The 26,328-nt window shown below is 33.3% G+C and carries 21 protein-coding genes; 14 read left to right on the plus strand and 7 right to left on the minus strand.

The features are described from left to right. Positions 1–218 precede the first annotated feature (218 nt). From AAC024_RS03000 to AAC024_RS03030, 7 genes are all read left to right on the plus strand, one after another. On the plus strand, positions 219–1,613 hold the full coding sequence (locus AAC024_RS03000) for a CmpA/NrtA family ABC transporter substrate-binding protein (RefSeq protein WP_339893700.1): 1,395 nt from the start codon (positions 219–221) through the stop codon (positions 1,611–1,613). A 27-nt stretch (positions 1,614–1,640) separates the two neighbouring features. Further along, the gene (locus AAC024_RS03005) at positions 1,641–2,747 is read left to right on the plus strand and encodes an ABC transporter permease (protein ID WP_339893701.1); all 1,107 of its coding nucleotides are present in this window, start codon (positions 1,641–1,643) and stop codon (positions 2,745–2,747) included. A 212-nt stretch (positions 2,748–2,959) separates the two neighbouring features. Further along, positions 2,960–3,808 carry an ABC transporter ATP-binding protein gene (locus tag AAC024_RS03010; RefSeq protein WP_339893702.1) on the plus strand — a complete coding sequence of 283 codons (849 nt, stop codon included), beginning with the start codon at positions 2,960–2,962 and terminating at the stop codon, positions 3,806–3,808. An 8-nt stretch (positions 3,809–3,816) separates the two neighbouring features. Beyond that, positions 3,817–4,647, plus strand: a complete 831-nt coding sequence (locus AAC024_RS03015; protein ID WP_339893703.1) for an ABC transporter ATP-binding protein — start codon at positions 3,817–3,819, stop codon at positions 4,645–4,647. Between the two features lie 153 nt (positions 4,648–4,800). Beyond that, the gene (locus AAC024_RS03020; RefSeq protein ID WP_339893704.1) at positions 4,801–6,054 is read left to right on the plus strand and encodes an alginate export family protein; all 1,254 of its coding nucleotides are present in this window, start codon (positions 4,801–4,803) and stop codon (positions 6,052–6,054) included. Positions 6,055–6,223: 169 nt separating this feature from the next. Beyond that, positions 6,224–7,759: a YifB family Mg chelatase-like AAA ATPase gene (locus AAC024_RS03025; RefSeq protein WP_339893705.1), complete on the plus strand. Its 1,536-nt coding sequence runs from the start codon at positions 6,224–6,226 to the stop codon at positions 7,757–7,759. Between the two features lie 177 nt (positions 7,760–7,936). Next, entirely contained in the window at positions 7,937–8,500 is a 564-nt protein-coding gene (locus AAC024_RS03030) for a transposase (RefSeq protein ID WP_339893706.1), read from the plus strand. A 181-nt stretch (positions 8,501–8,681) separates the two neighbouring features. Here AAC024_RS03030 and AAC024_RS03035 read toward each other — a convergent pair whose 3' ends face one another. Next, positions 8,682–9,200: a histidine phosphatase family protein gene (locus tag AAC024_RS03035; protein WP_339893707.1), complete on the minus strand. Its 519-nt coding sequence runs from the start codon at positions 9,198–9,200 to the stop codon at positions 8,682–8,684. A 55-nt stretch (positions 9,201–9,255) separates the two neighbouring features. On the opposite strand from AAC024_RS03035, the gene AAC024_RS03040 reads away from it, so the two are divergent. Both AAC024_RS03040 and AAC024_RS03045 read left to right on the plus strand, forming a co-directional pair. Then, positions 9,256–10,368: a DUF2891 domain-containing protein gene (locus AAC024_RS03040; RefSeq protein ID WP_339893708.1), complete on the plus strand. Its 1,113-nt coding sequence runs from the start codon at positions 9,256–9,258 to the stop codon at positions 10,366–10,368. A 159-nt stretch (positions 10,369–10,527) separates the two neighbouring features. Then, a complete protein-coding gene (locus AAC024_RS03045; RefSeq protein WP_339893709.1) occupies positions 10,528–11,268 on the plus strand; it encodes a DUF6503 family protein in 741 nt (246 codons plus the stop codon). Between the two features lie 180 nt (positions 11,269–11,448). Here the strand turns inward: AAC024_RS03045 and deoD are convergent, their stop codons facing one another. The 4 genes from deoD to clpB form a co-directional block, all read right to left on the minus strand. Then, the gene (deoD, locus tag AAC024_RS03050; RefSeq protein WP_339893710.1) at positions 11,449–12,147 is read right to left on the minus strand and encodes a purine-nucleoside phosphorylase; all 699 of its coding nucleotides are present in this window, start codon (positions 12,145–12,147) and stop codon (positions 11,449–11,451) included. Positions 12,148–12,149: 2 nt separating this feature from the next. Beyond that, positions 12,150–12,818, minus strand: a complete 669-nt coding sequence (deoC, locus tag AAC024_RS03055) for a deoxyribose-phosphate aldolase (protein WP_339893711.1) — start codon at positions 12,816–12,818, stop codon at positions 12,150–12,152. Positions 12,819–13,583: 765 nt separating this feature from the next. Next, positions 13,584–14,327, minus strand: a complete 744-nt coding sequence (deoC, locus tag AAC024_RS03060) for a deoxyribose-phosphate aldolase (protein ID WP_339893712.1) — start codon at positions 14,325–14,327, stop codon at positions 13,584–13,586. A 432-nt stretch (positions 14,328–14,759) separates the two neighbouring features. Next, positions 14,760–17,366, minus strand: a complete 2,607-nt coding sequence (gene clpB / locus AAC024_RS03065) for an ATP-dependent chaperone ClpB (RefSeq protein WP_339893713.1) — start codon at positions 17,364–17,366, stop codon at positions 14,760–14,762. Between the two features lie 285 nt (positions 17,367–17,651). On the opposite strand from clpB, the gene AAC024_RS03070 reads away from it, so the two are divergent. The 5 genes from AAC024_RS03070 (at position 17,652) to AAC024_RS03090 (ending at position 22,884) form a co-directional block, all read left to right on the plus strand. After that, entirely contained in the window at positions 17,652–19,268 is a 1,617-nt protein-coding gene (locus tag AAC024_RS03070; protein ID WP_339893714.1) for a family 16 glycosylhydrolase, read from the plus strand. Positions 19,269–19,306: 38 nt separating this feature from the next. Beyond that, complete coding sequence (gene ytxJ / locus AAC024_RS03075) at positions 19,307–19,696, plus strand: bacillithiol system redox-active protein YtxJ (RefSeq protein ID WP_339893715.1); 390 nt, start codon at positions 19,307–19,309, stop codon at positions 19,694–19,696. Between the two features lie 78 nt (positions 19,697–19,774). Continuing rightward, positions 19,775–20,596, plus strand: a complete 822-nt coding sequence (locus AAC024_RS03080; protein WP_339893716.1) for a glycoside hydrolase family 16 protein — start codon at positions 19,775–19,777, stop codon at positions 20,594–20,596. A 7-nt stretch (positions 20,597–20,603) separates the two neighbouring features. Next, the gene (locus tag AAC024_RS03085) at positions 20,604–22,049 is read left to right on the plus strand and encodes a transporter substrate-binding domain-containing protein (RefSeq protein ID WP_339893717.1); all 1,446 of its coding nucleotides are present in this window, start codon (positions 20,604–20,606) and stop codon (positions 22,047–22,049) included. A gap of 172 nt (positions 22,050–22,221) precedes the next feature. Next, positions 22,222–22,884: a class I SAM-dependent methyltransferase gene (locus tag AAC024_RS03090; RefSeq protein WP_339893718.1), complete on the plus strand. Its 663-nt coding sequence runs from the start codon at positions 22,222–22,224 to the stop codon at positions 22,882–22,884. 336 nt (positions 22,885–23,220) lie between these two features. On the opposite strand, the gene AAC024_RS03095 is transcribed toward AAC024_RS03090, so the two are convergent. Continuing rightward, positions 23,221–24,402, minus strand: a complete 1,182-nt coding sequence (locus AAC024_RS03095) for a hypothetical protein (protein WP_339893719.1) — start codon at positions 24,400–24,402, stop codon at positions 23,221–23,223. A gap of 446 nt (positions 24,403–24,848) precedes the next feature. Next, complete coding sequence (gene fahA / locus AAC024_RS03100) at positions 24,849–26,132, minus strand: fumarylacetoacetase (RefSeq protein ID WP_339893720.1); 1,284 nt, start codon at positions 26,130–26,132, stop codon at positions 24,849–24,851. Positions 26,133–26,328: the final 196 nt, after the last annotated feature.

Raw genomic sequence — 26,328 nt, forward strand, 5'->3', positions numbered from 1 at the left:
CGTTTAATGTAAAAATAAGTATGGCTACGTATGTGTATTAATAAGGTTAAGATATTGAAATAAAGCTTATTATGATGTCAACCTGTCTTTTGATAGGTTTTATTATGCTTTAAAAAGAGGTTTCAATATGGGTATAATCATGAAAAAGTAGTGGGACTACTTATATATTTGCCAAGAATAAGTATTAATACTTAGTTTAATTTAAAAGCATTAAAAAAATGAAATCTCTACTAAAAAGAACAACTTGGATTTTACCCGTAGCAGTTTTGCTATTCGCTTGTGGTGGTAAAGAGAAAAAGAACACGTTAGCAGAAAATGCAACTACTAAAACATCAAAAACAAAAACATTAGACATTGAAAAACCACAATTAACGTTTGGTTTTATCAAGTTAACAGATATGGCACCTTTGGCAATAGCAAAAGAAAAAGGATTCTTTGAAGATGAAGGCTTATTTGTTTCTGTTGAAGCACAATCTAACTGGAAAAATGTATTAGACCGTGTTATAGATGGTCAATTAGATGGATCACACATGTTGGCAGGTCAGCCTATTGCTGCAGGAGCAGGGTTTGGTCGTCAAGCTAAATTAGTAACACCATTTTCAATGGATTTAAATGGAAATGGTATTACCGTTTCAAACGATGTTTGGTCTAAAATGAAGCCTAATGTACCAACTGGCGTAGATGGAAAACCAGTACATCCTATTAAAGCAGATGCTTTAAAACCAGTGATTATTGAATATAAAAACTCGGGTAAAGCTTTTAAAATGGGAATGGTATTCCCAGTTTCTACACATAACTACGAAATTAGATATTGGCTAGCTGCTGCAGGCATCCACCCAGGAATGTATACTGCGGATAACGTTCAAGGGCAAATTGATGCTGAAGTTTTACTATCTGTAACACCTCCGCCACAAATGCCAGCAACACTTGAAGCTGGAACTATTCATGGATACTGTGTTGGAGAGCCTTGGAATCAGCAAGCTGTTTTTAAAGGTATTGGTGTGCCAGTGGTAACAAATTATGATATCTGGAAAAATAATCCAGAAAAAGTGTTTGTGATGACTAAGAAATTTGTCGATGAAAATCCAAACACAACTATAGCAGTAACTAAAGCCTTAATTAGAGCGGGTAAATGGTTAGATGAACCAAGTAACAGAGCTGAGGCAGTAAAAATATTATCAATGTCTCAATATGTTGGAGCTCCAGAGGCAGTTTTAGCAAACTCTATGACTGGTACTTTTGAATTTGAAAAAGGAGATAAGCGTGATATGCCAGATTTCAACGTATTCTACAAATACAATGCAACCTATCCATTCTATTCTGATGGTATTTGGTTTTTGACACAAATGCGTAGATGGGGACAAATACCTGAAGCTAAGCCTGCAGATTGGTATGCTAATACGATTAAAGATATATATAGACCAGATATCTGGACTAAAGCGGCTAAACTATTAGTGAAAGAAGGAAATATTCCAGCAGGTGATATTCCAACAACAGATGGTTATAAACCAGCAACAGCTGATTTTATTGATGGAACATCTTACGATGCCAAGGATCCTATTTCATATATAAATAGCTTCAAAATTGGTAACAAGGATAAAGCTGTGCAATAATTGGTAAAGTAAATTAATAAAGGTACGATGAAGCAAAGTATAACATTAGGAAAAGTAACCAAATTTATGGGGCTAGGTTTTTTTAGCGCATTAAAGGACCTATTCACTGGGAATCTGGAAAAAGAAGATTTTAAAAACTTTTTACGTAAAATAGTCGTACCGTTGGTTTCCATACTATTATTTATTGGTCTGTGGCACTTGGGCGCAAAGTCTTTGTATAACATAGAAGCAGAATTTAAAATAGAAAAGGCACTTAATGATCAAGGATTAGAAGCTGCCGATGCATTACGTACATGTATGGCTTCTGGAGATCCTAGTTGTCAACCAAATACATTACCATCACCTAGTCAGGTTTGGGGGTCTTACAAATCTTTACTAAGAGATCATAACATTATTAGTGCAGATAAAGCGGCATTTATTGAAAAAACTGCTGTTTTGAATGAAAAGCGAATTGCAGATGGTAAAGCTGCTATAACGTATACAGGAAGACCATCATTTGTTGATCAAATAATTAGAAGTTTAAAAACGGTGTTTGCAGGATTTTTATTAGCATTATTTATTGCTGTACCGTTAGGAATATTTATTGGATTGAGCCCGACTTTAAAGAGTTCGTTTAATTGGTTTATTCAGATTTTTAAACCCGTATCTCCAGTAGTTTGGTATTTATTGGTTTTTATGATTGTGAAGACTTTACTAATAGATTCTAATGAGGACAGTTCTTTCACTATTTCTTTTATAAGTGTTGGATTATGTTCTATGTGGGCAACCTTGGTAAATACGGCAATGGGTGTGTCAAGTGTAGATAAAGATTTTATTAATGTTGCCAAAGTGTTAAAGCTTGGAAATTTTCAGAAAATATTTAAAGTGGTATTACCATCGTCTTTACCGCTAATATTTACAGGGTTGAAGATAACCTTATCGGTAGCGTGGATGGTGTTAATTGCTATTGAATTATTAGCACAGAGCCCTGGTTTAGGTTTGTTTGTTTGGGAAGAATTCCAAAACGGAGCCAATGACTCAAATGCAAAAATTATTGTTGCCATGTTTGTAATTGGTATTATAGGTTTCTTATTAGACCGATTAATGTTAACGATTCAAAACTGGATATCTTTTGATAAAACAGAAGCAATTTAAAAATGACGGAAGACTGATGACCGAAGATGAGTTTGTTTGCGATAAAAATTAATGTTGCGGTTAACACGTAAGAGTGAGCGTTCCTCCCCTTCGGGGAGGTTAGGAGGGGCTCTTGCGTTAGGGATTGAACGGCATGTTTGAGCTCCCCGACGCAGGAGGGAGCGAGTAGTAAAAGCCCGACCCTTGTGGTAACGCCCAATAAAAAATAAAAAATGGCATACTTAGAATTAAATAACATTTACAAGACTTACGGACAAGGCGAGAACGAAACCGAGGTGCTTTCGAATATTAATTTATCAATTAAGGAAGGGGAGTTTGTTGCTATAGTAGGCTTTACGGGAAGTGGAAAAACGACTTTAGTTAACTTAATTAATGGTTTATTAGAACCTACAAAAGGTGAAGTTTTGTTTAAGGGTGAACCTGTACAAGGAACAAGCCATGAGCGTGGTGTGATTTTTCAGAATTACTCCTTGTTACCATGGTTAACGGTAGGACAAAATGTATACATGGCCGTTAAAGAAGCGTTTCCTAAGAAAAGTAAAAAAGAGCTCAACGAAATTGTTGCCAATTATGTGGAGATGGTGAGTTTAACGCCCGCTATTAATAAACGTCCGAAAGAATTATCTGGTGGAATGCGACAGCGTGTTGCAGTAGCAAGAGCTTTAGCCATGAAACCCGAAATGATTATTATGGATGAACCACTTGGTGCATTGGATGCTTTAACTCGTGGTAATCTTCAAGATGAAATTTTAAATATCTGGGGGAAAGATAAGCGTACAGCTTTATTAATTACTAACGATGTGGATGAAGGTATTTATATGGCAGATCGTATTATTCCTTTACGTCCAGGGCCAAATGCAACTTTAGGACCTGAGTTTAAAATTGATATTAATCGTCCTCGTGATAAAACAGAAATGAATGATAATGCTAATTTCAAGGAAACAAGAAATGCCATTATTGAGTATTTAATGGATATAGGAGATGAGAGAAAATCGGAAGCAAAAGAAGAATTTGTGCTTCCGGAATTGAGTCCGAAAGATTTTGTGAATCAGTTTAAATAAGGAATGATATGAGTACTATAATAGAAAATAAAACAACAAGTGGTTTTACTGATAATGGTCTTTTTCCTTCGAATGAAGTGATGTTGGATTTGAAAAACCTTAAGAAAGTATATCCAACACCAAAAGGAGATTATGTAGTTCTGGAAGATTTAAATCTTCAAATACGAAAAGAGGAATTTGTGACCATTATTGGTCATTCTGGTTGTGGTAAAACAACAATGCTTTCTATGATTGCGGGATTGAATCCGATTTCAGGAGGGAATATTTTGGTTCTTGGAAAACATATTAAAGGCCCAGGTCCAGATAGAGGCGTAATTTTTCAATCGCCTAGTTTAATGCCTTGGATGACGTCTTTACAGAATGTAATGCTGGGCGTAAATCAAGTTTTTCAGCATGCTACAAAAGCACAACGTAATGATATTGCTAAATACTATTTGCAGAAAGTTGGAATGGAAGATTCTTTTCATAAAAGAGCTTCGGAATTATCTCAAGGGATGCAACAGCGTGTTGGTATTGCCAGAGCGTTTGCTATAAAACCAAAAGTATTATTGTTGGATGAACCTTTTGGGATGCTAGATTCTTTAACACGTGGCGAACTTCAAGATATTCTAATTGAAATTTGGAATAAAGAAAAAATTACTGCGGTAATGATTACACATGATGTTGATGAAGCTATTTTTTTAGCAGACAGAGTGGTCATGATGACTAGCGGACCAAAAGCCAAAATTGGTGATATTTTAAATATTGATTTTGAAAGACCTAGAACTCGAAAATCGGTTTTAGAACACAATGATTACTACACATATAGAAAACATTTAATAGATTTTTTAGAGCATTAATTAAAAAAAGACAATTTTATCTTTTATAGGTTGTGAAACATGAGATATGTCATAATCCTAGGATGTCTACGAACATATATTTGCAGAAGTTAATACTAATAATAAAAGAATAATACTAACTCAAAATATAATTAAATTTAAAAACAAGGAAACATGAGAAAACAATACATTTTAATAGGCTTGATGGCTTTGATAGTTCAATTTGCACAAGCACAGTTTACTCTAGATGGAGAATTTAGACCACGAACAGAATACCGAAACGGATATGGAAGCATCATTCCAGATGCCGCAGAACCAGGTTTCGGGGTTTCAACCAGAGTACGATTAAATGCAGGATATGCAGTGGACGCGTATAAATTTTATGTTAGTTTTCAAGACATTATGGTTTGGGGAGAGAACAGACAACTTTTACCATATGACCAAAACAACTCTTTTGCAATTTTTGAAGCGTGGACCGAATTGAATTTGGGTAAGGGGTTTTCTACTAAATTAGGAAGACAAACAATTTCTTATGATGACGAACGAATTATGGGTGTTGTTAATTGGACCCAACAAGCGCGTAACCACGATGCCGCTTTGTTAAAGTACAATAAAGGCAAATTTATGTTAGATTTTGGGCTGGCATTTAGTCAAGATTACTCTAACCCATCAGGATTTCAATCTACATCAACGGCTTACAATACTACTGGGTTCTTTTCATATAAAACCATGCAATATTTGTATTTAAAACAAGCTTGGGAAAACTTTTCTGGTAGTTTGTTGTTTTTGAACAATGGCTTCCAAAAATTTGATACAAACAATGCTCCTGATGGTGTAAATAGTTTACAGACTTTAGGTACGCATTTAGATTATAAAAAAGGGAGCTTTGGAGCTGCTGCAAATGCATTTTTACAATTAGGAGATAATGTAGATGGTGCTTTTCTTTTAGGATTGGACTTAACTTATAAGGCATCAGATAAAGTAACCTTTGGGGCTGGATTTGAAATTACGAGTGGAAACGATTCCACTACTCCAGATTCCGAAGCATTTTTCCCATTATATGGTACAAATCATAAATTTAATGGGTTTATGGATTATTTCTACGTAGGTAATCATGCTAATAATGTGGGTTTAGTAGATATTCATGCAAGTGCAAATTTTAAATTAGGAGCAAAATCAAGCTTATTGGTTAAAGCCTTAAACTTTAGTGGAGAGCAGGACTTACCAAGTGGTGAAAATGCTTTAGGTACAGAAATAGATTTGGTATTTAAACAGGCGTTTAATGGATATGCTTTATTTGCTGGATATTCTCAGATGTTTGCTAGTGATGGCATGAATGAACTTAAAGGCGTTTCCAACGATGCAGCAGCAGATATTCAAAACTGGGGTTGGGTCATGTTGGTTATTAAGCCAAAATTCATAAACTAAATAAAATTCATTATTTAAAGTGTTATTTAGTTTTATATTACAATTTATGAATCCTGCTTTGGCGGGATTCATTTTTTTTATAAAGGATCTCTATTTTAAATTTAATTGATGACATTTCATTTTTCTAATTCCAAATACATTTCTTACATTTAAGCAGTAAACAAAAAATATGCTTAAAAAAGTTTTTGCTAGCGCCGTATTTGGTGTAGAAGCCTCAACCGTTATTGTTGAAGTCAATGTAGATAAAGGAGTAGGTTATCACTTAGTTGGTTTGCCCGATAATGCTATTAAAGAGAGTAATTTTAGAATTGCGGCTGCTCTTCAGAATAATGGTTACAGAATTCCAGGTAAAAAGATTATTATTAATATGTCTCCCGCTGACTTGAGGAAAGAAGGGTCTGCTTATGATTTAACCTTAGCTGTCGGGATTTTAGCTTCTACAGACCAAATTAAAGCCGAAGATTTAGATAACTATTTAATAATGGGAGAACTTTCATTAGATGGTAGTTTACAGCCCATAAAAGGCGCTTTACCTATTGCGGTTAAGGCTAGAGAGGAAGGTTTTAAAGGTTTTATTCTTCCAGCGCAAAATGCAAAAGAAGCAGCCATAGTTGATAATCTTGAGGTTTATGGTGTAGATAACATCGAACAAGTCATTAATTATTTTGATAAAGGAGAACCTTTGGAACAAACCATAATTGATACGCGTGAAGAATTTGAAAAAAATCTAGACTTCCCAGAATTTGATTTTTCAGATGTAAAAGGGCAAGAAGGTATTAAGCGCTGTATGGAAATTGCAGCTGCTGGCGGTCATAATATAATATTAATAGGGCCTCCAGGAGCAGGAAAAACGATGCTTGCAAAGCGATTACCCAGTATTTTACCTCCAATGACCTTACATGAAGCTTTGGAAACGACTAAGATACATTCAGTGGTTGGGCGTGTTAAAGATACAGGATTAATGGCACAACGTCCGTTTAGAAGCCCTCATCATACCATTTCGAACGTCGCGCTTGTTGGCGGAGGAAGTTATCCGCAACCTGGAGAAATTTCTATGTCGCACAATGGCGTATTATTTTTAGATGAATTACCCGAATTTAAACGTGAAGTTCTTGAGGTTATGCGTCAGCCATTAGAAGACAGAGAGGTTACAATTTCTAGAGCTAAGTTTACGGTAACTTACCCGTCGTCTTTTATGTTGGTGGCGAGTATGAACCCGAGTCCGAGTGGTTATTTTAATGACCCAGACTCCCCTATAACATCTAGTCCTGCTGAAATGCAACGGTATTTAAGTAAAGTTTCTGGACCGTTATTAGATAGAATAGATATTCATATTGAAGTAACCCCTGTACCTTTTGAGAAACTTTCGGATGATAGAAAAGGGGAGACCTCAGTTGAAATAAGAAAACGCGTTACAAAAGCTAGACAAATTCAAACCCAACGTTTTGAAGATTCTGATAAAGTGCATTATAATGCGCAAATGAATGTCAAACAAATTAGAAAGCATTGTGTTTTAGATGAAGACTCTAAGCAACTTTTAAAAACAGCTATGGAGCGACTTAATTTATCGGCTCGGGCCTATGATAGGATTTTAAAGGTTTCTAGAACCATTGCTGATTTAGAAGGTGTTAGCGACGTAAATGGTTCGCATATTAGTGAAGCGATTCAATATAGAAGTTTGGATAGAGAAGGGTGGTTGGGTTAAGACGAGACAGTTTAAATGAAAGTTCCACACGAAAGGCTTCATGCGGTAGCCGGAGGGGTGTACATGGTAATTTCTATGTCCCCGCTGCTGCTAAGCTCCCTCAAACTACTGCACGAATCCTTTCGTGTGGTATCTACTTATTAAACTTATAATTTATAAACTATAAGAACAGTATCTATGAGTAGAAATTATAAATTCCATAATCCTGAAGGTTTGTATTTTATTAGTTTTGCTGTTGTGGGCTGGTTAGATGTATTTACTAGAAATGAATATAAAGATTTGTTTTTAGAGAGTTTGGAGTATTGTCAAAAAAATAAAGGTTTAGAAATTCATGCTTGGTGTATTATGAGTAATCATGTACATTTAGTTTTTAGGAGTGTAAATGGTCAAAAATCAGAATTATTAATTGGAGATTTAAAAAGATTCACGAGCAGATCAATTGTGAAAAGTATACAAGAAAACCCAAGAGAAAGCCGAAAAGAATTTTTATTAGATTTTTTTAAAAAAGAAGCAAGAAAAAGTTCTAATGTGAAACATTATCAATTTTGGCGACATGATAATAACCCCATTGAGCTTTGGAGCAATAAGGTAATTCAACAAAAAATAGATTATGTACACAATAATCCTGTAGAAGCAGGTTTAGTTTATAAAGCAGAAGATTATGTATATAGCAGTGCAATTGATTATTCAGGTCAAAAAGGGTTAATTGATGATGTGGTTGTTTTTAGAATGTTTGAATAGAATGAGCCACACGAAAGGATTCGTGCGGTAGCGGGTGGTTGGGTTAAAAAGTTAGTGCGAAGTTATAATCTTCGCAGAGCGGGAGCATTAGAATTACATTCGAAAATTGAGTTAGAGAATGTATTGGTGTCGTTATAAGTTATGCTAATTTGTTCTTCAAAGTTTGAAACCTCGAAGCCTATCAATAACTAGTTAAAGTGTAACCTGAAACCTGACCATTTGTAACGGTAATATGATACAAATTTCCGAAGTTATTATCTTCAATGTCTTTATAAATATCATTTTTAATGATGGTATTCACTAACTGAGGTATGGTGTTACTATGGCCAACTACTAATATGTTTTTATGAGCCTTTAAAATTTTTGTGACATCAAGTTCGCTTGGTTTGTAAATGGTAATTTCTATGTCGTTTTTATTAGCTGTAGGTTTAGCAGTTTGTAATGTTCTATTATAATTTGTAGAATACACAGCATCAAGATTAACATCATTTAAAATGGTGCTTAATTTTTCGGCACGCAACATACCTTCATTTGTTAAATTAGGATTGTCATCATCAGGATTTGACCTATCCTTTTCAGCATGTCTTATAAAGTAATAATGATTGAAAAGCTCTTTATTTTTAGTAGCTTTTTCGGTTTTGTCTTTACAAGAAAAACATGTAAAAAGAATAATGGTAAAAAATAGATATCTATAAATCATCTTTTTAATATTAAGAACAAACCAATTTAAGATTAATATTTTATATTTTTATAAGATGAAAAAAATTATAACTGCTTTACTTGTTTTAGTAGCCTTTAACTGTAATACCTCAAAAGAAGAAAAAAAAGAATTACAACAAACCAAACCAATAGAGATTGTTAAAACGCCAATACTAAATATAGAGCAAGCCAATAAGCTAACCGATTTACCTTTACACTGCATTAATACAGAATACCCAAACCGTTTATCACAGACTTTAGGAGGTGATGAAGATTTAAAAACGCCAACCCAACTGCATCCAGCATTTTTTGGCTGTTTCGATTGGCATTCAGCAGTTCATGGACATTGGAGTTTGGTGAGTTTATTGAAGTCGTTTCCAAATATTGAAAACGCTGATGACTTAAAACAAAAGCTACTTCATAACATTTCAAAAGAAAATATTGAAGCTGAAGTTGCTTATTTTGATGGTAAACACAACAAATCTTATGAGCGTACCTATGGTTGGGCATGGTTGTTAAAACTTGCGGAAGAGTTACATACTTGGGATGATGAAACGGCAAGAACCTTGGAAACTAATCTGCAACCATTAACCCATTTGATAGTTGAAAAATATATTGAATTTTTGCCAAAATTAAACTATCCACAACGGGTGGGAACACATAGCAATACAGCATTTGGACTATCATTTGCTTATGATTATGCTGAAACTGTAAATAATGAAGCTCTTAAAAACGCAATTAAGCAACGTGCTTTCTTTTTCTTTGGGAAAGATAAAGGTTGCCCCATGTCTTGGGAGCCTAGCGGAAGTGATTTTTTATCGCCATGTTTAGAAGAAGCTGCTTTAATGAAACGCCTATTGCCTGTAAATGACTTTAAAGTTTGGTTAAATGATTTTCTAACACAGTTAAAGGACAAAAACTTTACTTTAGAAGTTGGTATTGTTTCTGATAGAACCGATGGCCATTTAGTACATTTAGACGGGGTGAATTTTTCTAGAGCTTGGAGTTTGTATAAAATTGCTGAGGATTTACCAGAATACCATCATTTGAAAAATATTGCTAACCAACATATTAACTATTCCTTACCAAGTATTTTCGGTGATGGTTACGAAGGCGGGCATTGGTTAGGTAGTTTTGCTATTTATGCTTTAAATTCCACTTCAAAATGACTAATTTAATAGTTTTATAACTTAAAAAATCTACTTTAGATGTGTTAGCTAAAAAATTTGCAGATAATTTAATTTAAACTTAATTCTAACGAGAAAGTTATTATACATTTGTTTGGTTAAGTACGTGCAATTTTTACGACAGACTTTTAAAATTCAGTTATGATTAAAAAGATTTTATTATTACTTTTATTTACGTTGCTTCTAGTTAATTGTAAAAAGGAACTTCAAGATGCAGATGTAATTGTTCGTAAATCTATTGAAGTTTCTGGAGGTGAACGTTTTAAAAACTCCACTATCGGATTCGAATTTCGCGGTAGACACTATTCCGCAAGTAGAAACGAAGGCGAGTTTTCACTCTCAAGATTAACAATAACTGATTCCGATTCAGTTTTTGATATTTTAAGTAACCACAGTTTTGATCGCTACATTAATGGTGAAAGAATTGTTTTGGCAGATTCAATGGCTACCAAATATAGCGCTTCTGTTAATTCTGTTCATTATTTCTCGGTATTACCTTATGGTTTAGATAATAAAGCTGTTAAACGCGCGTATTTGGGTAAAACCAAGGTGAAAGGAAGGGACTATTATAAAATAAAAATTACTTTTAATGAAGTTGGCGGTGGTGAAGATTTTGAAGATGTTTTCATATATTGGATAAATACCGAAACGTTCAAAGCTGATTATTTAGCATATTCCTATGAAGAAAATCATGACTTAGGTTTGCGCTTTCGCGAAGCATATAACGAGCGTTTTATAGAAGGTATTCGGTTTGTTGATTATAATAATTATAAACCTAAAGATAATGATGAGGTTTTAGAAAATTTAGATTTGAAATTTGAAAATGACGCATTAGAATTACTTTCAAAAATTGAGTTAGAACATGTACTTGTATCAATATAATTTATGTTAAGTCGCTTCTAAAAATTTTAGCTTCTGTGCATATTAATAAGAATAACAGCCAAAATTAATAAAACAACCAAACTCTACTAATTTAAGAATGTATTTGGCAGATAAGTGTGTTAGGGATTAAACCTGCCGATAGCTATCGGGAAGGGCAACGTCAAAAAAAAATACTGTAGTTTAAGCTAATTCTAAAGCGATTTCAATCATATCTTTAAACGTGGTTTCGCGTTCTTTACTGGTGGTGCGCTCGCCTGTTACTAAAGAATCGGCAATTGTTAAAATTGACAACGCATTTACATTGTGTTTTGCAGCAACGGTATATAAACCCGCAGTTTCCATTTCTACACAAAGCACCCCAAATTTCGACCATTTTTTATAAGACTCGAAATCGTCAGCATAAAACTCATCCGAAGTAAAAATATTACCTGCTTTTACAGGGATATTCCTTGATTTAGCGGCTTCTACTGCTTTTTGAAATAATTCAAAATTAGCAGTAGGCGCATAATCTGCACCTCCAAAGCGAAGTTCGTTTAATCCAGAATTTGAAGATGCTGCCATAGCCAAAACGATATCTCTAATTTTTACTTCCTTTTGATACGATCCTGCACTTCCTACACGAATTAAATTTTTAACGCCATATTCTGTTATGAGTTCGTGCGCATAAATTGAAATAGAAGGCACACCCATTCCGGTTCCCATTACTGAAACTAATTTTCCTTGGTAACTACCTGTAAACCCTAACATGCCCCTAACTTTGTTAAAGCAAACGGGTTGTTCTAAGAACGATTCAGCAATCCATTTGGCTCTCAAAGGATCTCCTGGTAAGAGAATAGTTTTAGCAATTTCGCCTTTTTTAGCTTCAATATGTACACTCATTTTTAATAATTTGAATTTGATGATTTACCATTGGTAACTATAGCAATTCCAGACGATGTGCCTAAACGCTTAACACCAATATTTATATATTCTAAAGCGGTTTTAGCATTTTTAATACCGCCTGAGGCTTTTATTTTTACCTCATTATTTGCCACACTTTTCATGAGTTTTACATCATGTATCGTAGCTCCTCCAATTCCAAAACCTGTTGATGTTTTTATAAAATCGGCTCCACTTTGTATGGCAAGTTCGCTAGCTTTAATAATTTCAACTTCTTCAAGATAACAGGTTTCTAAAATCACTTTTAGAATATTATTAGGCATCATTTTTTTAACGGCTTCAATATCTTTCCAAACGGCATCAAAATCTTTACTTTTTAGTAAACCAACATTAATAACCATATCAATCTCATCGGCACCATCATCTAACGCTGATTTAGCTTCTTCAACTTTGGCTCGGGTACTCATTGCTCCCAGCGGAAACCCAATGACACTGCACACTTTTACCTTACTATTTTTTAATTCTGACTTTGCGAGTGCCACATAGCAACTATTAACACAAACGGAAAAAAATTGATATTCTTTAGCTTCTTTACAAAGTTTTATTATATCGTTTTTTGTAGCAGTAGGTTTAAGGAGTGTATGGTCTATATAGGTGTTTAAAAGTTTCATGGTCATGTTAAAATTAAGTTTATTTTTTAAATAAAAACGATAAATATCGAACAATTTATAAAACGCTAAGATGCGCATAAAAATGACTTTCAAACTATGATTTAAGTCAGTTTTGTTTAAGTACATGACAAAAATTATTTTTGAGAAATAAACGACTCGCAATTTTCAGGATAACAAAAAGACCTGACAGGTTTTCAAAACCTGTCAGGTCTAGGTAACGAAAAATTCGTAATGTGCTATATGTGTGCAGTTTATAGTTCTATTCTAAATTTTTGTCATGTACTAAACAGTTTTTTATTATTTGTGGAAACTAGGTTTGTTATAAACGTCAGCTTAAATTTTTTTCATAGCCTTAATTACCTACTTTTTGTTCATTGTGGTTAGTGCCTAAATGACTAAGTCCAATTCTAATACAAATTTCAGTAAATGGCAAGTTAAATAATATGCTATTCTATTTATGCTTGGTATTGGAGCGAGAATGATGTATTATTTTAAAACATTATTGGCCGACTAATGATAAAAGACCGCTGTGCTTTAAGAGTCAACCTGCCTGCCGGCAGGCAGGGAGCATAGACTTGATTCTAACTAACTGATAAACAGTATAAAATTTATTGTGTTTTTTTAAGTCTTAGCTTCTGAAAGAGCAAGGTGTCTTAACCTTAAAACCTCATGTAGCGCATTAAAACATAGCTTTGAACACGTTTAAACCATTTTAATCTTACAACAGAGAATTTAAAACAAAGCTCATCAAAAAAAGGAGTGTTACTAATCCTTAAATTTTTCAGTAATATGATCTTTTTTTATTGCACCCTTGTGCAACATAGTTTCAATATATTCCTTATAAACTTTAGTATTTCTAATTTGTCTCTTATTATGTTTGTTTTTTATTACTGTTGAAGTACCTATTCTGTCAGCACCTGCATCTATATATTTTAGTGCGGTATCAAAATCAACAATGCCACCTGACGCTTTTATTTTAGCTTTATTTCTTATTGTTTTTTTGATGATTTTTACAGCAGTTAATGTAGCGCCACTTTTTGAGAAGCCTGTAGAGGTTTTAATGAAATCAGCTTTCGCATCTAAGCATATTTCAGAAGCTTTTATAATTTCATTTTTGTTTAACTCTGAAATTTCAATAATTACTTTTAAAGGTGTTTTTCCTATGGCTAATTTAACATCGCTAATATCTTTTAAAACAGATACATAGTTTCTACTTTTTAAATATCCAAGATTGATAACCATATCAATTTCATCGGCACCATCTTCAATAGCTTTTTCAGCTTCAAATACTTTTGATGGTGTTGACATACTTCCCAGTGGAAATCCAACAACAGTACATGCTTTAACATTTGAATCTTCTAGTAATTGTTTAGCTAATGCCACATAACAACTACTAATACAAATGCTGTAAAAACTATTTTCTTTAGCTTCATTGCATAAGTCAATAATCTCACGTTCAGTTGTTGAAGATTTTAATAATGTATAGTCTATGTAATTGGAGATATCCATTGATATAAGCAGGGTTTATAGGTTAAAAATTAATTCTTAAAGGGATGAAATAATCAGATTTCGTTTAATTTAATGTATTGTTTTGGGGCATACATTTAAGCTAAACTATTAATTTATATGAATTAATCTATATAAAAATGCCAATTTTAGATTAACGGTAAATCATTTTATCTAATAACTAGATATACGGTAAAAAAGTGTGTTTGGTTGATAAATTTTATACCAGATTTGGTTTTAGTTGGTTATACGCATCCTTGGGATGTTTTTTTGTTTTTAAAGACAAACATATTTTAAACCTATGAATTACTTAGTTTTAGTAAAAAAGGAAAAGCAACAATCATCTTATTATAAGATTCATGTTGCTTTTCTACTAACCAACCAACTAATAGACTATTTATAAAACAATTTGTTACAAATAAGGTCTATTAAATTTTAAAACTCTTCTTTAACTAAGTCGCCTTGATTTCTAAAAACTAACTTATCATCAAAGGCATCTAGTAAAATAATGCTATCGGTTGTAACTTTTCCAGCTAGTATTTCTTTACTTAACATATTTAAAACTTCTTTCTGAATGACACGCTTTACAGGTCTAGCACCATATTCAGGGTTATAGCCTTTTTCAGCTAAATACTTTATAGCTTCAGGTGTGGCATCAAAAGTAATGCCTTGTTGTGCTATCATTTTTGTGACACTTTTAATTTGTAAGCCAACTATTTCAACAATATTTTCCTTGCTTAATGGCGTAAACATAACCGTATCATCTATTCTGTTTAAGAACTCAGGACGAACATTTTGCTTTAAAAGTGCTAATACATCCACTTTTGCTGCCTCGATAGCAGAATCTATGTCTTTAGTTGCTTCAAAACGTTCATGTATAAGTGTGCTTCCCATATTAGAGGTCATGATGATAATTGCGTTCTTAAAATCAGCCACACGTCCTTTATTATCTGTTAAATGCCCTTCATCTAAAACTTGTAATAGTATATTAAATGTGTCTGGGTGTGCTTTTTCAATTTCATCTAAAAGCACCACAGAATATGGTTTGCGTCTCACAGCTTCCGTTAGTTGCCCACCTTCTTCATAACCTACGTAGCCTGGAGGTGCACCAACCAATCTACTCACAGCATGACGTTCCTGATATTCACTCATATCAATACGAGTCATTGCATTTTCGTCATCAAACAGATATTCAGCTAAAGCTTTTGCAAGTTCTGTTTTACCAACGCCTGTAGTTCCTAAGAATAAGAAGGTTCCTATAGGTTTTTTTGGGTTTTGCAATCCTGCGCGACTTCTTCTAACGGCATCACTAACCGCTTCAATTGCTTCGTTTTGTCCAACTACACGTTTATGTAATTCATCCTCTAATTTTAAAAGCTTTTCGCGTTCGCTCTGTATCATTTTGGTAACTGGAATTCCAGTCCATTTTGCTACAACTTCAGCAATATCATCATACGTCACCTCTTCTTTTATTAAAGACGTTTCAGATTGTTCATCTAGTTTCTTTTGAAATTTTTCTAGCTGTTCTTGGGCTTCTTTAATTTTTCCGTATCGCAACTCCGCAACTTTTCCGTAATCGCCTTCTCGCTCTGCTTTTTCAGCTTCTAATTTGAAGTTTTCAATATCCTGTTTTGTATTTTGAATATTGTCAACGACTTCTTTTTCAGACTTCCATTTTGCATTAAGTGCGTTTCTGGTTTCTTTAATATTTGCTAAATCTGAACGAAGCGATTTTAATTTACTTTCATCTTTCTCACGCTTAATAGCTTCAATTTCTATTTCCAATTGCATGATTTTTCTATCCAGAACATCCAATTCTTCAGGTTTAGAATTGATTTCCATACGCAATTTAGCAGCTGCTTCATCCATTAAATCAATGGCTTTATCAGGTAGAAAACGATTTGTAATATATCGTGTTGAAAGTTCTACTGCGCCAATAATAGCTTCGTCTTTAATACGTACTTTATGATGTGTTTCATACTTTTCTTTAATACCCCTAAGAATTGAAATGGCACTTTCTGTATCAGGCTCATTTACCATTACTTTTTGAAAACGACGCTCTAAGGCTTTGTCTTTTTCAAAGTATTTTTGATATTCATCTAAAGTCGTTGCGCCAATAGCACGAAGTTCACCACGGGCTAAAGCAGGTTTTAAAATGTTAGCTGCATCCATGGCACCTTGTCCGCCACCGGCCCCAACAAGAGTATGAATTTCATCAATGAATAAAACGATATCACCATCGCTAGTGGTAACTTCCTTAATTACAGCTTTTAAACGCTCTTCAAACTCACCTTTATACTTTGCGCCAGCAATTAGTGAGCCCATATCTAGAGCAAAAATCTGCTTGTCTTTTAAATTTTCAGGAATATCACCATCAATAATTCTATGCGCTAAACCTTCTGCAATAGCCGTTTTACCAGTTCCTGGTTCGCCCACAAGAATGGGGTTGTTTTTTGTTCTTCTTGATAAAATTTGAAGTATTCTACGTATTTCTTCATCACGACCAATTACAGGGTCTAATTTCCCATCTTTGGCTAATTGATTTAAGTTTTTTGCATATTTATTAAGCGCATTATAAGTTTCCTCTTGACTTTGAGAGGTTACGTTTTCGCCTTTGCGTAATTCCTGTATAGTTGCATTTAGTGCCTTTTCGGTTACGCCTTGGTCTTTTAGCATTTGCGCTATTTTGCTTTTCGATTTAAAAACAGCCAGAATCAAATGTTCAATAGATACAAAATCATCTTTCATGTTTTTGGCAATGATTGATGCTTCGTTTAGCGTTTTTCCAGCTTCACGAGATAACATCAATTCGCTACCAATAACTTTAGAAAAGCTTTCTAATTGTTTATCTAATGCTTGTTTAAGCATGTTGATATTTACATTCAATTTCTTCAAAATGAACGGCAATACGTTTTCATCAACTTCAGAAATGCCTTTAAAAAGGTGTTCGTTTTCTATTTGTTGATGTCCGAAACCTTGAGCAATCTGTTGTGCTTGCTGTATAGCTTCTTGTGATTTTGTTGTATAATTATTTAAGTTCATATATAATGATTTTATATTTTGTCCTTTTGAGCGCGGTCGGAAGGTTTTAGTTTTCGACTGCGCTCTAACGGACATTCTTTTTTGTTTTATATGTTGAATAGGTCAATAATCTTACCAATACAATTTAAAAGCCAAAATGGCTGTATTCATGAATTTTTACATGACTTTTTGTCGGTTTTTCCTTCCCTTGTCAAATTATATATGCCGTGTATGGTTTATGTATTGGTGAAATTTTAGTAATTTTTAACCACATCGTCTATGTTTGGATGATTAAAAAAATAGACTATGCGCTTTATTACTATTGTATTTATATTTCTTTTCCATTTACCCATTATTTTTAATGCTCAAACAGTTCAAGACGATTTTGAGGGCAATGGAACAATTACTTGGGAAGCAGATCCAACTCAAGTGATCGTTTTTGATGTTAGCAATCCTAATCAATTTCAAGAAGGCATTAATACTTCATCCACGGTTTTGAAATACGATGATAATGGTAGTGCGGCATTTGCCAATATAAGATTTAACATTCCAGGAAACTTTGATTTATCAACTGAGAATACATTTAGTTTTAAAATTTATATTCCAACAGGAAGTATTTCAGGAACTCAGGCTAATCAAATTTCTTTAAAGTTACAAGATGGTGCATTAGGAGAGCCATGGGCAACTCAAAGTGAAATTATTAAGCCAGTTGTTTTAGATCAGTGGCAAGAAATATCATTTAATTTTGAATCTGATTCCTATATACCAACTGCACCAGATCCAATTACCAGAACAGATTTTAACAGAGTTGTATTACAAGTAAACGGTGAAAACAATAATGATTCTGTAATAGCATATATTGATGACTTTATATATGATGGCACTATTAATGGTTCAGAAGAACCTGTTTATGATAACTTGGTTTGGTATGATGAGTTTGATGGCACAGGAGAAATTGATGGCACTAAATGGTTTCATCAAACTAAATTGATTGCTGGAAATAGTTGGGCTAATGGAGAAGTACAACATTATACTAATAGAGAAGCTAATTCTTATATGGATAACGGAACCTTAAAAATTAAGGCTATTAAGGAAACCTATTCGGATCAGGGGGTGTCTAAATCTTACACTTCTGCAAGGCTAAACTCAAAATTTTCTTTTAAATATGGTAGAGTAGAGGTACGTGCTAAACTGCCTTCGGTGGCTGGTACATGGCCTGCCATTTGGTTGCTAGGAAAAAATATTAACGAAGATGGTGCATATTGGGATAATGAAGGCTTTGGTACTACTAGCTGGCCTTGGTGTGGTGAAATTGATATAATGGAACCTAATGTTGCTAAAACAGAAATTTTGGGAACTTGGCATTGGGATAATGGTGGGGGTTATCAATTTAATAGTAAAAGTGTAGTCACTAATAATACAGATACGTCTCAAAATTTTTATAACTATATATTAGAATGGAATCCTGATTCTATGAAAATTTATATGAATAATATTTTAATCAATGAAATGCCTACAGTAACTCCTTTTGACGAAGAATTTTTTATATTATTAAATGTTGCCATGGGAGGTAGTTTGGGTGGAAATATCGACAATGGTTTTACTAACGATATTATGGAAATAGATTATGTAAGGATTTATCAAGAAAGTCCTTTGTCAATAGCTCAAGAGGTTAAAAATGAAGTACGTTTTTATCCAAACCCAGTTGAGGATAAATTAAATATTGAATTGAAAAACATGACTAATCAAAATGTTGGTATGCAAGTTGTTGATGTCAGTGGACGTATAATTTATAATAAGCAATATGTTATTGAAGATTCTAAAATTAGTTTTGATGCCTCATCTCTTAATCCGGGGTTATATTTTATCAATCTATCGTATAGACATGCAATAAACAACGCTTTTAAATTTGTAAAGAAGTAAAACTTGTAAGTTTAGAATAAAAGTACGACTGTTAATTTATGGGAATAATAAACAAACTATTTGGTGGTTCATCTGGTCCAAAAGAAGAAAAACTTTTGCCTTGGATTACTTTAAGTGAATTATCGCAATTAGATACTATAAATGAAAAATCGAGCACAAAAACACAAGTAATTTTTAAGCACTCTACCCGATGCGGCATTAGCAGAATGGTTATGAATCAGTTTGTTGATGCTTACGACGTAAACGAGAACAACTTAGATTTATACTATTTAGATTTATTGAATTATCGAGACGTTTCTAACGAAGTAGGCTATAAATTTCAAGTCAGTCACCAATCTCCGCAACTTTTGGTCATTAAAAATGGGGTAGTGGTAGCTCATGATTCTCATGGCGCTATTAATGAGTTGGATTTGAATCAATTTCGATAAGACTTTACTGGATCTTTTATTTTTTTTACTATTAAGTAAACATTATATTTAGAGTATTATTTTTTTAATAATCTAAATATGCGCCATCCATTATTACTAATATTAATACTATTTATTTCTTTTTCAACAACGCATTGCGCTAAGTCAAATCCTAAGTTTAATACGTTAGTTTGGTCTGATGAGTTTGATGAAAATGGCTCTATAAATAAAGAAAAATGGTTTCATCAAACACAATTGCCAGCAGGTGGAGATTGGTATGGTGGCTTAATAAATCATTACACCAATCGAATAGAAAATTCATACGTAAAAGATGGTTTTCTGAATATTGTTGCCAAGAAAGAAATATTTAATGACCAAGGCGAAATCAAAGAATATACATCAGCTAGATTAAATTCAAAATTTGCTTTTACTTATGGGCGGGTAGAAGTAAGGGCAAAATTACCTAAAGGTATTGGTACTTGGCCTGCTATATGGATGCTTAATAAAAATATAGACGAACCTGGAGCTTATTGGCAAAAACAAGGCTATGGCACTACGTATTGGCCTGTTTGTGGCGAGATTGATATTTTAGAGCATTGGGGAAAAAAGCAAAACTTTATTCAAAGTGCGGTTCATACTGCTGCTAGTGCTGGAGATGATGTAGTAAATCTTGGCGGTAAATTTTTAGAAAATGTCTCAACTCAATTTCATACCTATAGTCTTGAATGGTATGAAGATAAAATGGTATTTAGTGTTGATGAGGATGTACATTATGTATATCAACCTTCTGTAAGAGATTCTGAAACCTGGCCATTTACAACTGATCAATATATTTTATTGAATATTGCTATTGAACAAGATATGGACCCTTCTTTTGAAGAAAGTGCTATGCTGATTGATTATATAAGAGTTTATCAATAAATATTTAATGAAAAATAAAGTTGGTTTAAATATAAGCATAAGACTACTATACCTTGTGTTGCTTCTCTTTTTTTGCTGTGAAAAAGATATAATAAACAAAGATGACATTACAGAAATTAATAAAAAGGGAGCTTTAGAACAAATTAAAAAATCTGGAAAATTAAGGGCTTTAACAGTATATAGCGCCACATCTTATTTTCTATATAAAGGACGCCCAATGGGGTATGAATTTGAATTACTAGAACGATTTGCCACTTATTTAGATGTAGATTTAGAAATAGTAGTAGTTGATAATATAAATGAGCTTTTTGAAAAATTAAATAATGGAGAAGGTGATATTGTAGCTCATGGTTTAACGATTACTTCTGATAGAAAAGAAGACGTTTCTTTTACCGATCATTTGTATTTAACTAAGCAGGTTTTGGTGCAAAAAAAACCAGATAACTGGCGAACTATGCCATGGGAAAAATTAAAAAATGCCTTAGTTCAAGACCCCATAGATTTATTAGGCGATACAATTTCTGTAAGGGGTATGTCGTCTTATAAAGAAAGGATATATAATTTATCTGAAGAGTTGGGAGGAACAATACATATAAATATACTTTCTGGAAAGATGTCCACAGATGAAATAATAGAACGAGTTGCACAAGGAGAAATTAGGTACACCATTTCAGACGATAATATTGCAAGTGTTATGGCAACCTTTTATCCAATTTTAGATGTGAAAGTTCCTGTTAGCTTTTCTCAGCGTATAGCTTGGGCTACAAGGCATGACTCTCAAGATTTACTAAACGCCACAAATAATTGGTTAGAACAAATAAAAAGAAAAATAGACTTTAATGTTATTTATAACAAGTATTTTAAAAACAAGAAATACTTTAGAAGACGAATAAAAAGTAATTTTTATAGTTTAAACAAACAACAAATAAGTCCTTATGATGGTTTAATAAAAAAATACTCAAAATCTTTAAATTGGGATTGGCGGTTAGTGGCTTCTCAAGTTTATCAAGAATCAAAGTTCGATCCTAGAGTAAGTTCTTGGGCAAAAGCATCTGGATTAATGCAATTAATGCCAAATACAGCTAAAGAACTTGGGGTAACCAATAGGTCAGACCCAGAACAAAGTATAAGAGGGGGAACAAAATATTTGAAACAATTATGGAAGCGTTTTGAGCATATAACAGATTCAATTCAACGTACTAAATTTACGATGGCATCTTATAACAGTGGATTATATCATGTCATTGATGCCCAAAATTTAGCTGAAATAGAAGGCTTAAAGAAAGATGTTTGGGATGATCATGTTGAAACCATAATTTTAAAATTGAGTGAACCTAAGTATTACAATCACCCTATAGTAAAATATGGTTATGTTCGTGGTTTAGAGCCGTATAATTACGTAAAACAAATTTTTGAAAGGTACCAACATTACATTCAATTTATAAATGAATGATTATTTGTTAATGATTAAAGGCTTCTTAGCGTTTTCTGTTAATAAGTTTTAAGATATTCTGTAATTTCCCATTGACTTTTTAGTAAGAAAATTCTAACTTCGCTTATCAGATGATATCGTTTATTGACACGGAACGATATCTATATGTTAGCATTCATTAAAGTAAACGCAAATGACAGATTCAAATAAAAAAGATTTTATTCCTGCACTTGGTTATGATTGGTTAACTGGAATGTATGATTTAACTATAAAATTAACAATGCCTGAAACAACGTTTAGAAACAGGTTAATCAATGAAGTAAATCCACAAAATGATGAAAAAATACTTGAATTTGGATTTGGAACAGGTCAAAATTTGATAATTGGAAAACAAAAGTATCCTAAATGTGATTTTAGCGGATTAGATATTGACCCAAAGGTTAAGATAATTACGGAAAGGAAGTTAGAAAAGGTAAAGTTAAATATTCCTCTGTTCCTATATGATGGTGGAAAATTTCCATTTAAGAATAATGAATTTGATAAAGTTTACAGTTCTTTAGTCTTTCATCAACTTGATACAAAGACTAAAAAAGAATGTCTGAAAGAGATACATAGAGTTTTAAAACCGAATGGGAAATTAATTATTGGAGATTGGGGGAAACCAAAATCAAAATTCAGACGGATTTTATTTTATGCTGTTCAATTATTGGACGGATTTAAAACAACACAAGAAAATGTTGAAGGACTATTGCCGAAATATATGTCGGAATGTGAATTTGAAAACGTAAAAGAAACAGATTACATAAATACAAAAATTGGAACTTATTGTTATTACGTTGGAACGAAATTGTTATGAGGTCCAAAAGGCCTCATAGAACTGTACGAAATCTGTGTAGAAAAGAGGGTTTCCAATGTTGACGAGATCTAAAGTCTCTGCGTGTATATTAACTTTACTGCTCTCTTTTGTCTTTTCTGTTTATTTAGCTAATTTAATAGATTGTAAACTTAAGTCGTGTATAATTCATTGCTAGTGCAAGCTTACTTACGAATCCCGACGCTTCGGAACTTGCGGATTTTCTATTGGGTTTGTATTTGCTGAATTAGTTGCTTAACCATGCAACTAACCATACACGAACACGATAAGCGTAACTGCCAAAAACCTCCCAAAATCAAATTTGAGAGGTTTTTTTATTTACCTTCTAATAGCATAAGAATTAATAATACCTTTTAGCTGTAGTTTTAAGTCTTCACCAGTATCAAAAACCATTTGTTCGTTACTAGGAAAGGGCAGGAGTCTGTTATTTATCAATTGTCTGTCCGCTTTGTTTAGCGCACGTTTATCACCTTTATATCTCGCAAAAATATGCTCAAATACAAAACCACTATCTATAGTAAAAGTATCTACAGGTTGGTTGCTTTGGGCATCTATATACACCACATCTGCAATGACTTGTGCAGATTTGGTTTGTATAGTTTCGTATAAACGGCCTCTTACTTTTATAATTTTTTCATACTTAATATCGTTACCTAAACTGTCTTTTACCACGTTACCATTACGGTCTTTTTCGTATTCCCAACCATCTGCAATTTCTTTTTCTCTTAAAAACTCACGTTGGTTAACGCGCTCTGGAGATACATCAATTTGTTTTAAATTAAGGTGCATGGCATAATCGTAATTAAGATTTGGCACTTTGTTAGCATGATACTCACTCCAAAACTTATTTAAACCATAAGTATCAAAGTTTAATAACTCTGCTTCTAAGCGTTGGGGTATTACTTGTTGTGTATTGTTAAGTATAGATACTAAAATACGATCTTTTCCACGTTCATGTGCTTCACTTAGAAGGTCTCTAGTATTCTCGTAATTAGGACTTATACGTTCTAAATACGATAACTCACTATAAGCCTGTCTAATAGTTTGTTTGTCATCAGATTCTAAAAGGTTTAATCCTTTTTCATATAAATAATCTGAGAGTTGCGTTTTAGAACTTATAATATCATTACTATAATCGTTAAATGTAAACCGAATGTTTTTTCCATTAACATTTAAAGGCAAAATAGGTTTTATAGCTTCCTGTCTCGCATCTAAATCTAAATAGAGCTCGTAGATGTTTCTGAACATTTCAGGGTTGTTGTCTTTTTTAAGATGCGCAATATTTTCTAAATCGCGTTCCACGACTTTGTAATAGGCATCCTGAAGCATGATAGCGTAATCGTAATTACGCTTTTTATCTTTATTCTTTCTTAGTTTATCTAAGGCTGTGTTTATGGCACGGTCGTAATTACCAGAATTAACTGCGACTTCAACTTGCTTTTTTGTGTTACAAGCTATAAGTAATAAAAGTACAACTGAAAGGAGTAGTAATTTTTTCATAGGTCAAAAACTTTGGTCATTTGGGATACTATTTCAATAGTGGTGCCAAAATACGAATCTTACTTATGAAATGCTAATAAATCCGATAAAGTGTTTAGTTTAATGTATTTTTATAAAACTAATCTTACTTTTTGTTATATATAAACTTATTTTATTTTTGCTAATAACTGACTTATACAGATACAATAAAATGATAGGATTTGAACCTAAATTTGGCTGGTTGTTCTGCGTTAGGGATTGAAGCGGCATCCTTTTTGCGGAGTTTTGAATACTATGCCTGTTTTTTGAAACGAGGTGTTTATTGATATTGAGATCCCGAAGCTAGTTCGGGACTGCTTCGCAGAAAGATATAGCGAAAAGCCCGACCCTTTTCGGGTAACGCCCAAAACATAAAAAATCCCGCATTATGCAGGATTTCTTGTCTGTAATTTATGAGTGATAAAGCACTATTTCTTCTTGTAAACAGGTAATATTTTAGTAGAAACCTCACCAAAACCTATACGCGTACCATCTTTTTCGCAATGTCCGCGCATAATTACCGTATCGTTATCATTAATGAATTTACGCTCTGTACCATCTTTCATTTTAATTGGCTTTTCACCCCTCCAAGTTAGTTCTAACATAGACCCGTAACTATCTTCGGTTGGGCCAGAAATGGTTCCGCTTCCCATCATGTCTCCAGAATTTATTGGGCAACCATTTACAGTATGGTGCGCCAATTGTTGCGCCATATTCCAATACATATATTTGAAATTAGAGTTGCTAACCACGGTTTCTTTGGCGCCTATTGGTTGTATGGCTACTTCTAAATTTATGTCGTAACCTTTTTTACCTTTATATTGAAGGTATTCTAGTTGTTTTTTTAGAGGCTTTGGACTTTCTACTTTATAGGGCGCTAAAGCATCTAAAGTTACAATCCATGGTGAAATGGATGATGCAAAATTTTTGGCTAAAAAAGGGCCTAAAGGCACATATTCCCATTTTTGAATATCTCTAGCACTCCAATCATTCAGTAAAACCAATCCAAATATATATTCTTCAGCTTCAGCAATTGGGATAGGTTCTCCCAAATCATTGGCATCAGTTGTAATAAATGCCATTTCTAATTCAAAATCCACTAATCTACTTGGTCCAAAAACAGGTTCTGAAGCACCGTTTGGAAGCGTTTGCCCTTGTGGTCTGTGTACTGGAATTCCAGATGGTATAATAGACGAACTTCTACCATGATAGCCCACAGGAATATGCAACCAGTTTGGCAACAACGCATGCTCAGGATCTCTAAACATAGTACCAACATTGGTAGCGTGCTCTATACTTGAGTAAAAATCGGTATAATCACCAATGTGTACTGGAAGTTGCATTTCAATTTCGTCTAAACGAAACAGAATAGTTTCTTTATGTTTTTTATTATTTTTTAAAGCATCGTTGTTGGCATCAAAAATCTGAGCAATTCTATTTCTTACAGCGCGCCATGTTTTTCTACCGTCTGCAATAAAATCATTGAGCGTGTCTTGAAGAAAAATATCATCAGTTAAAGGAATACCTTCAAAATAGCCTAATTGATGCAAAGCGCCAAGGTCTATAGCGGTATCGCCAATACGTGTACCGATGGTAATGATATCATCACGAGTTAAAAACACACCAAACGGAATGTTCTGAATAGGAAAATCTGAATTTTTATCAACGTGTAACCACGATGTTCTATCTGGATTGTTAGCGGATAATGGCATAACTTAGTTTATGTTTAATTATTGAATTCTTATCAAACCTACACATTTTTTTTATTTTAAAGGAAAAAAGTGCATAAAATTTGACTTAATTTTAACGGTTAATAAGCCGTTGAAAACTTAAAAGTAAAACTGTATTTTTTAATACTAATAACTAATCTATTTCCTATTTTTGCACATTATTTAACTAGAACTTGAT

The sequence above is a fragment of the uncultured Algibacter sp. genome (assembly GCF_963976535.1).
GTDB lineage: Bacteria > Bacteroidota > Bacteroidia > Flavobacteriales > Flavobacteriaceae > Algibacter_B.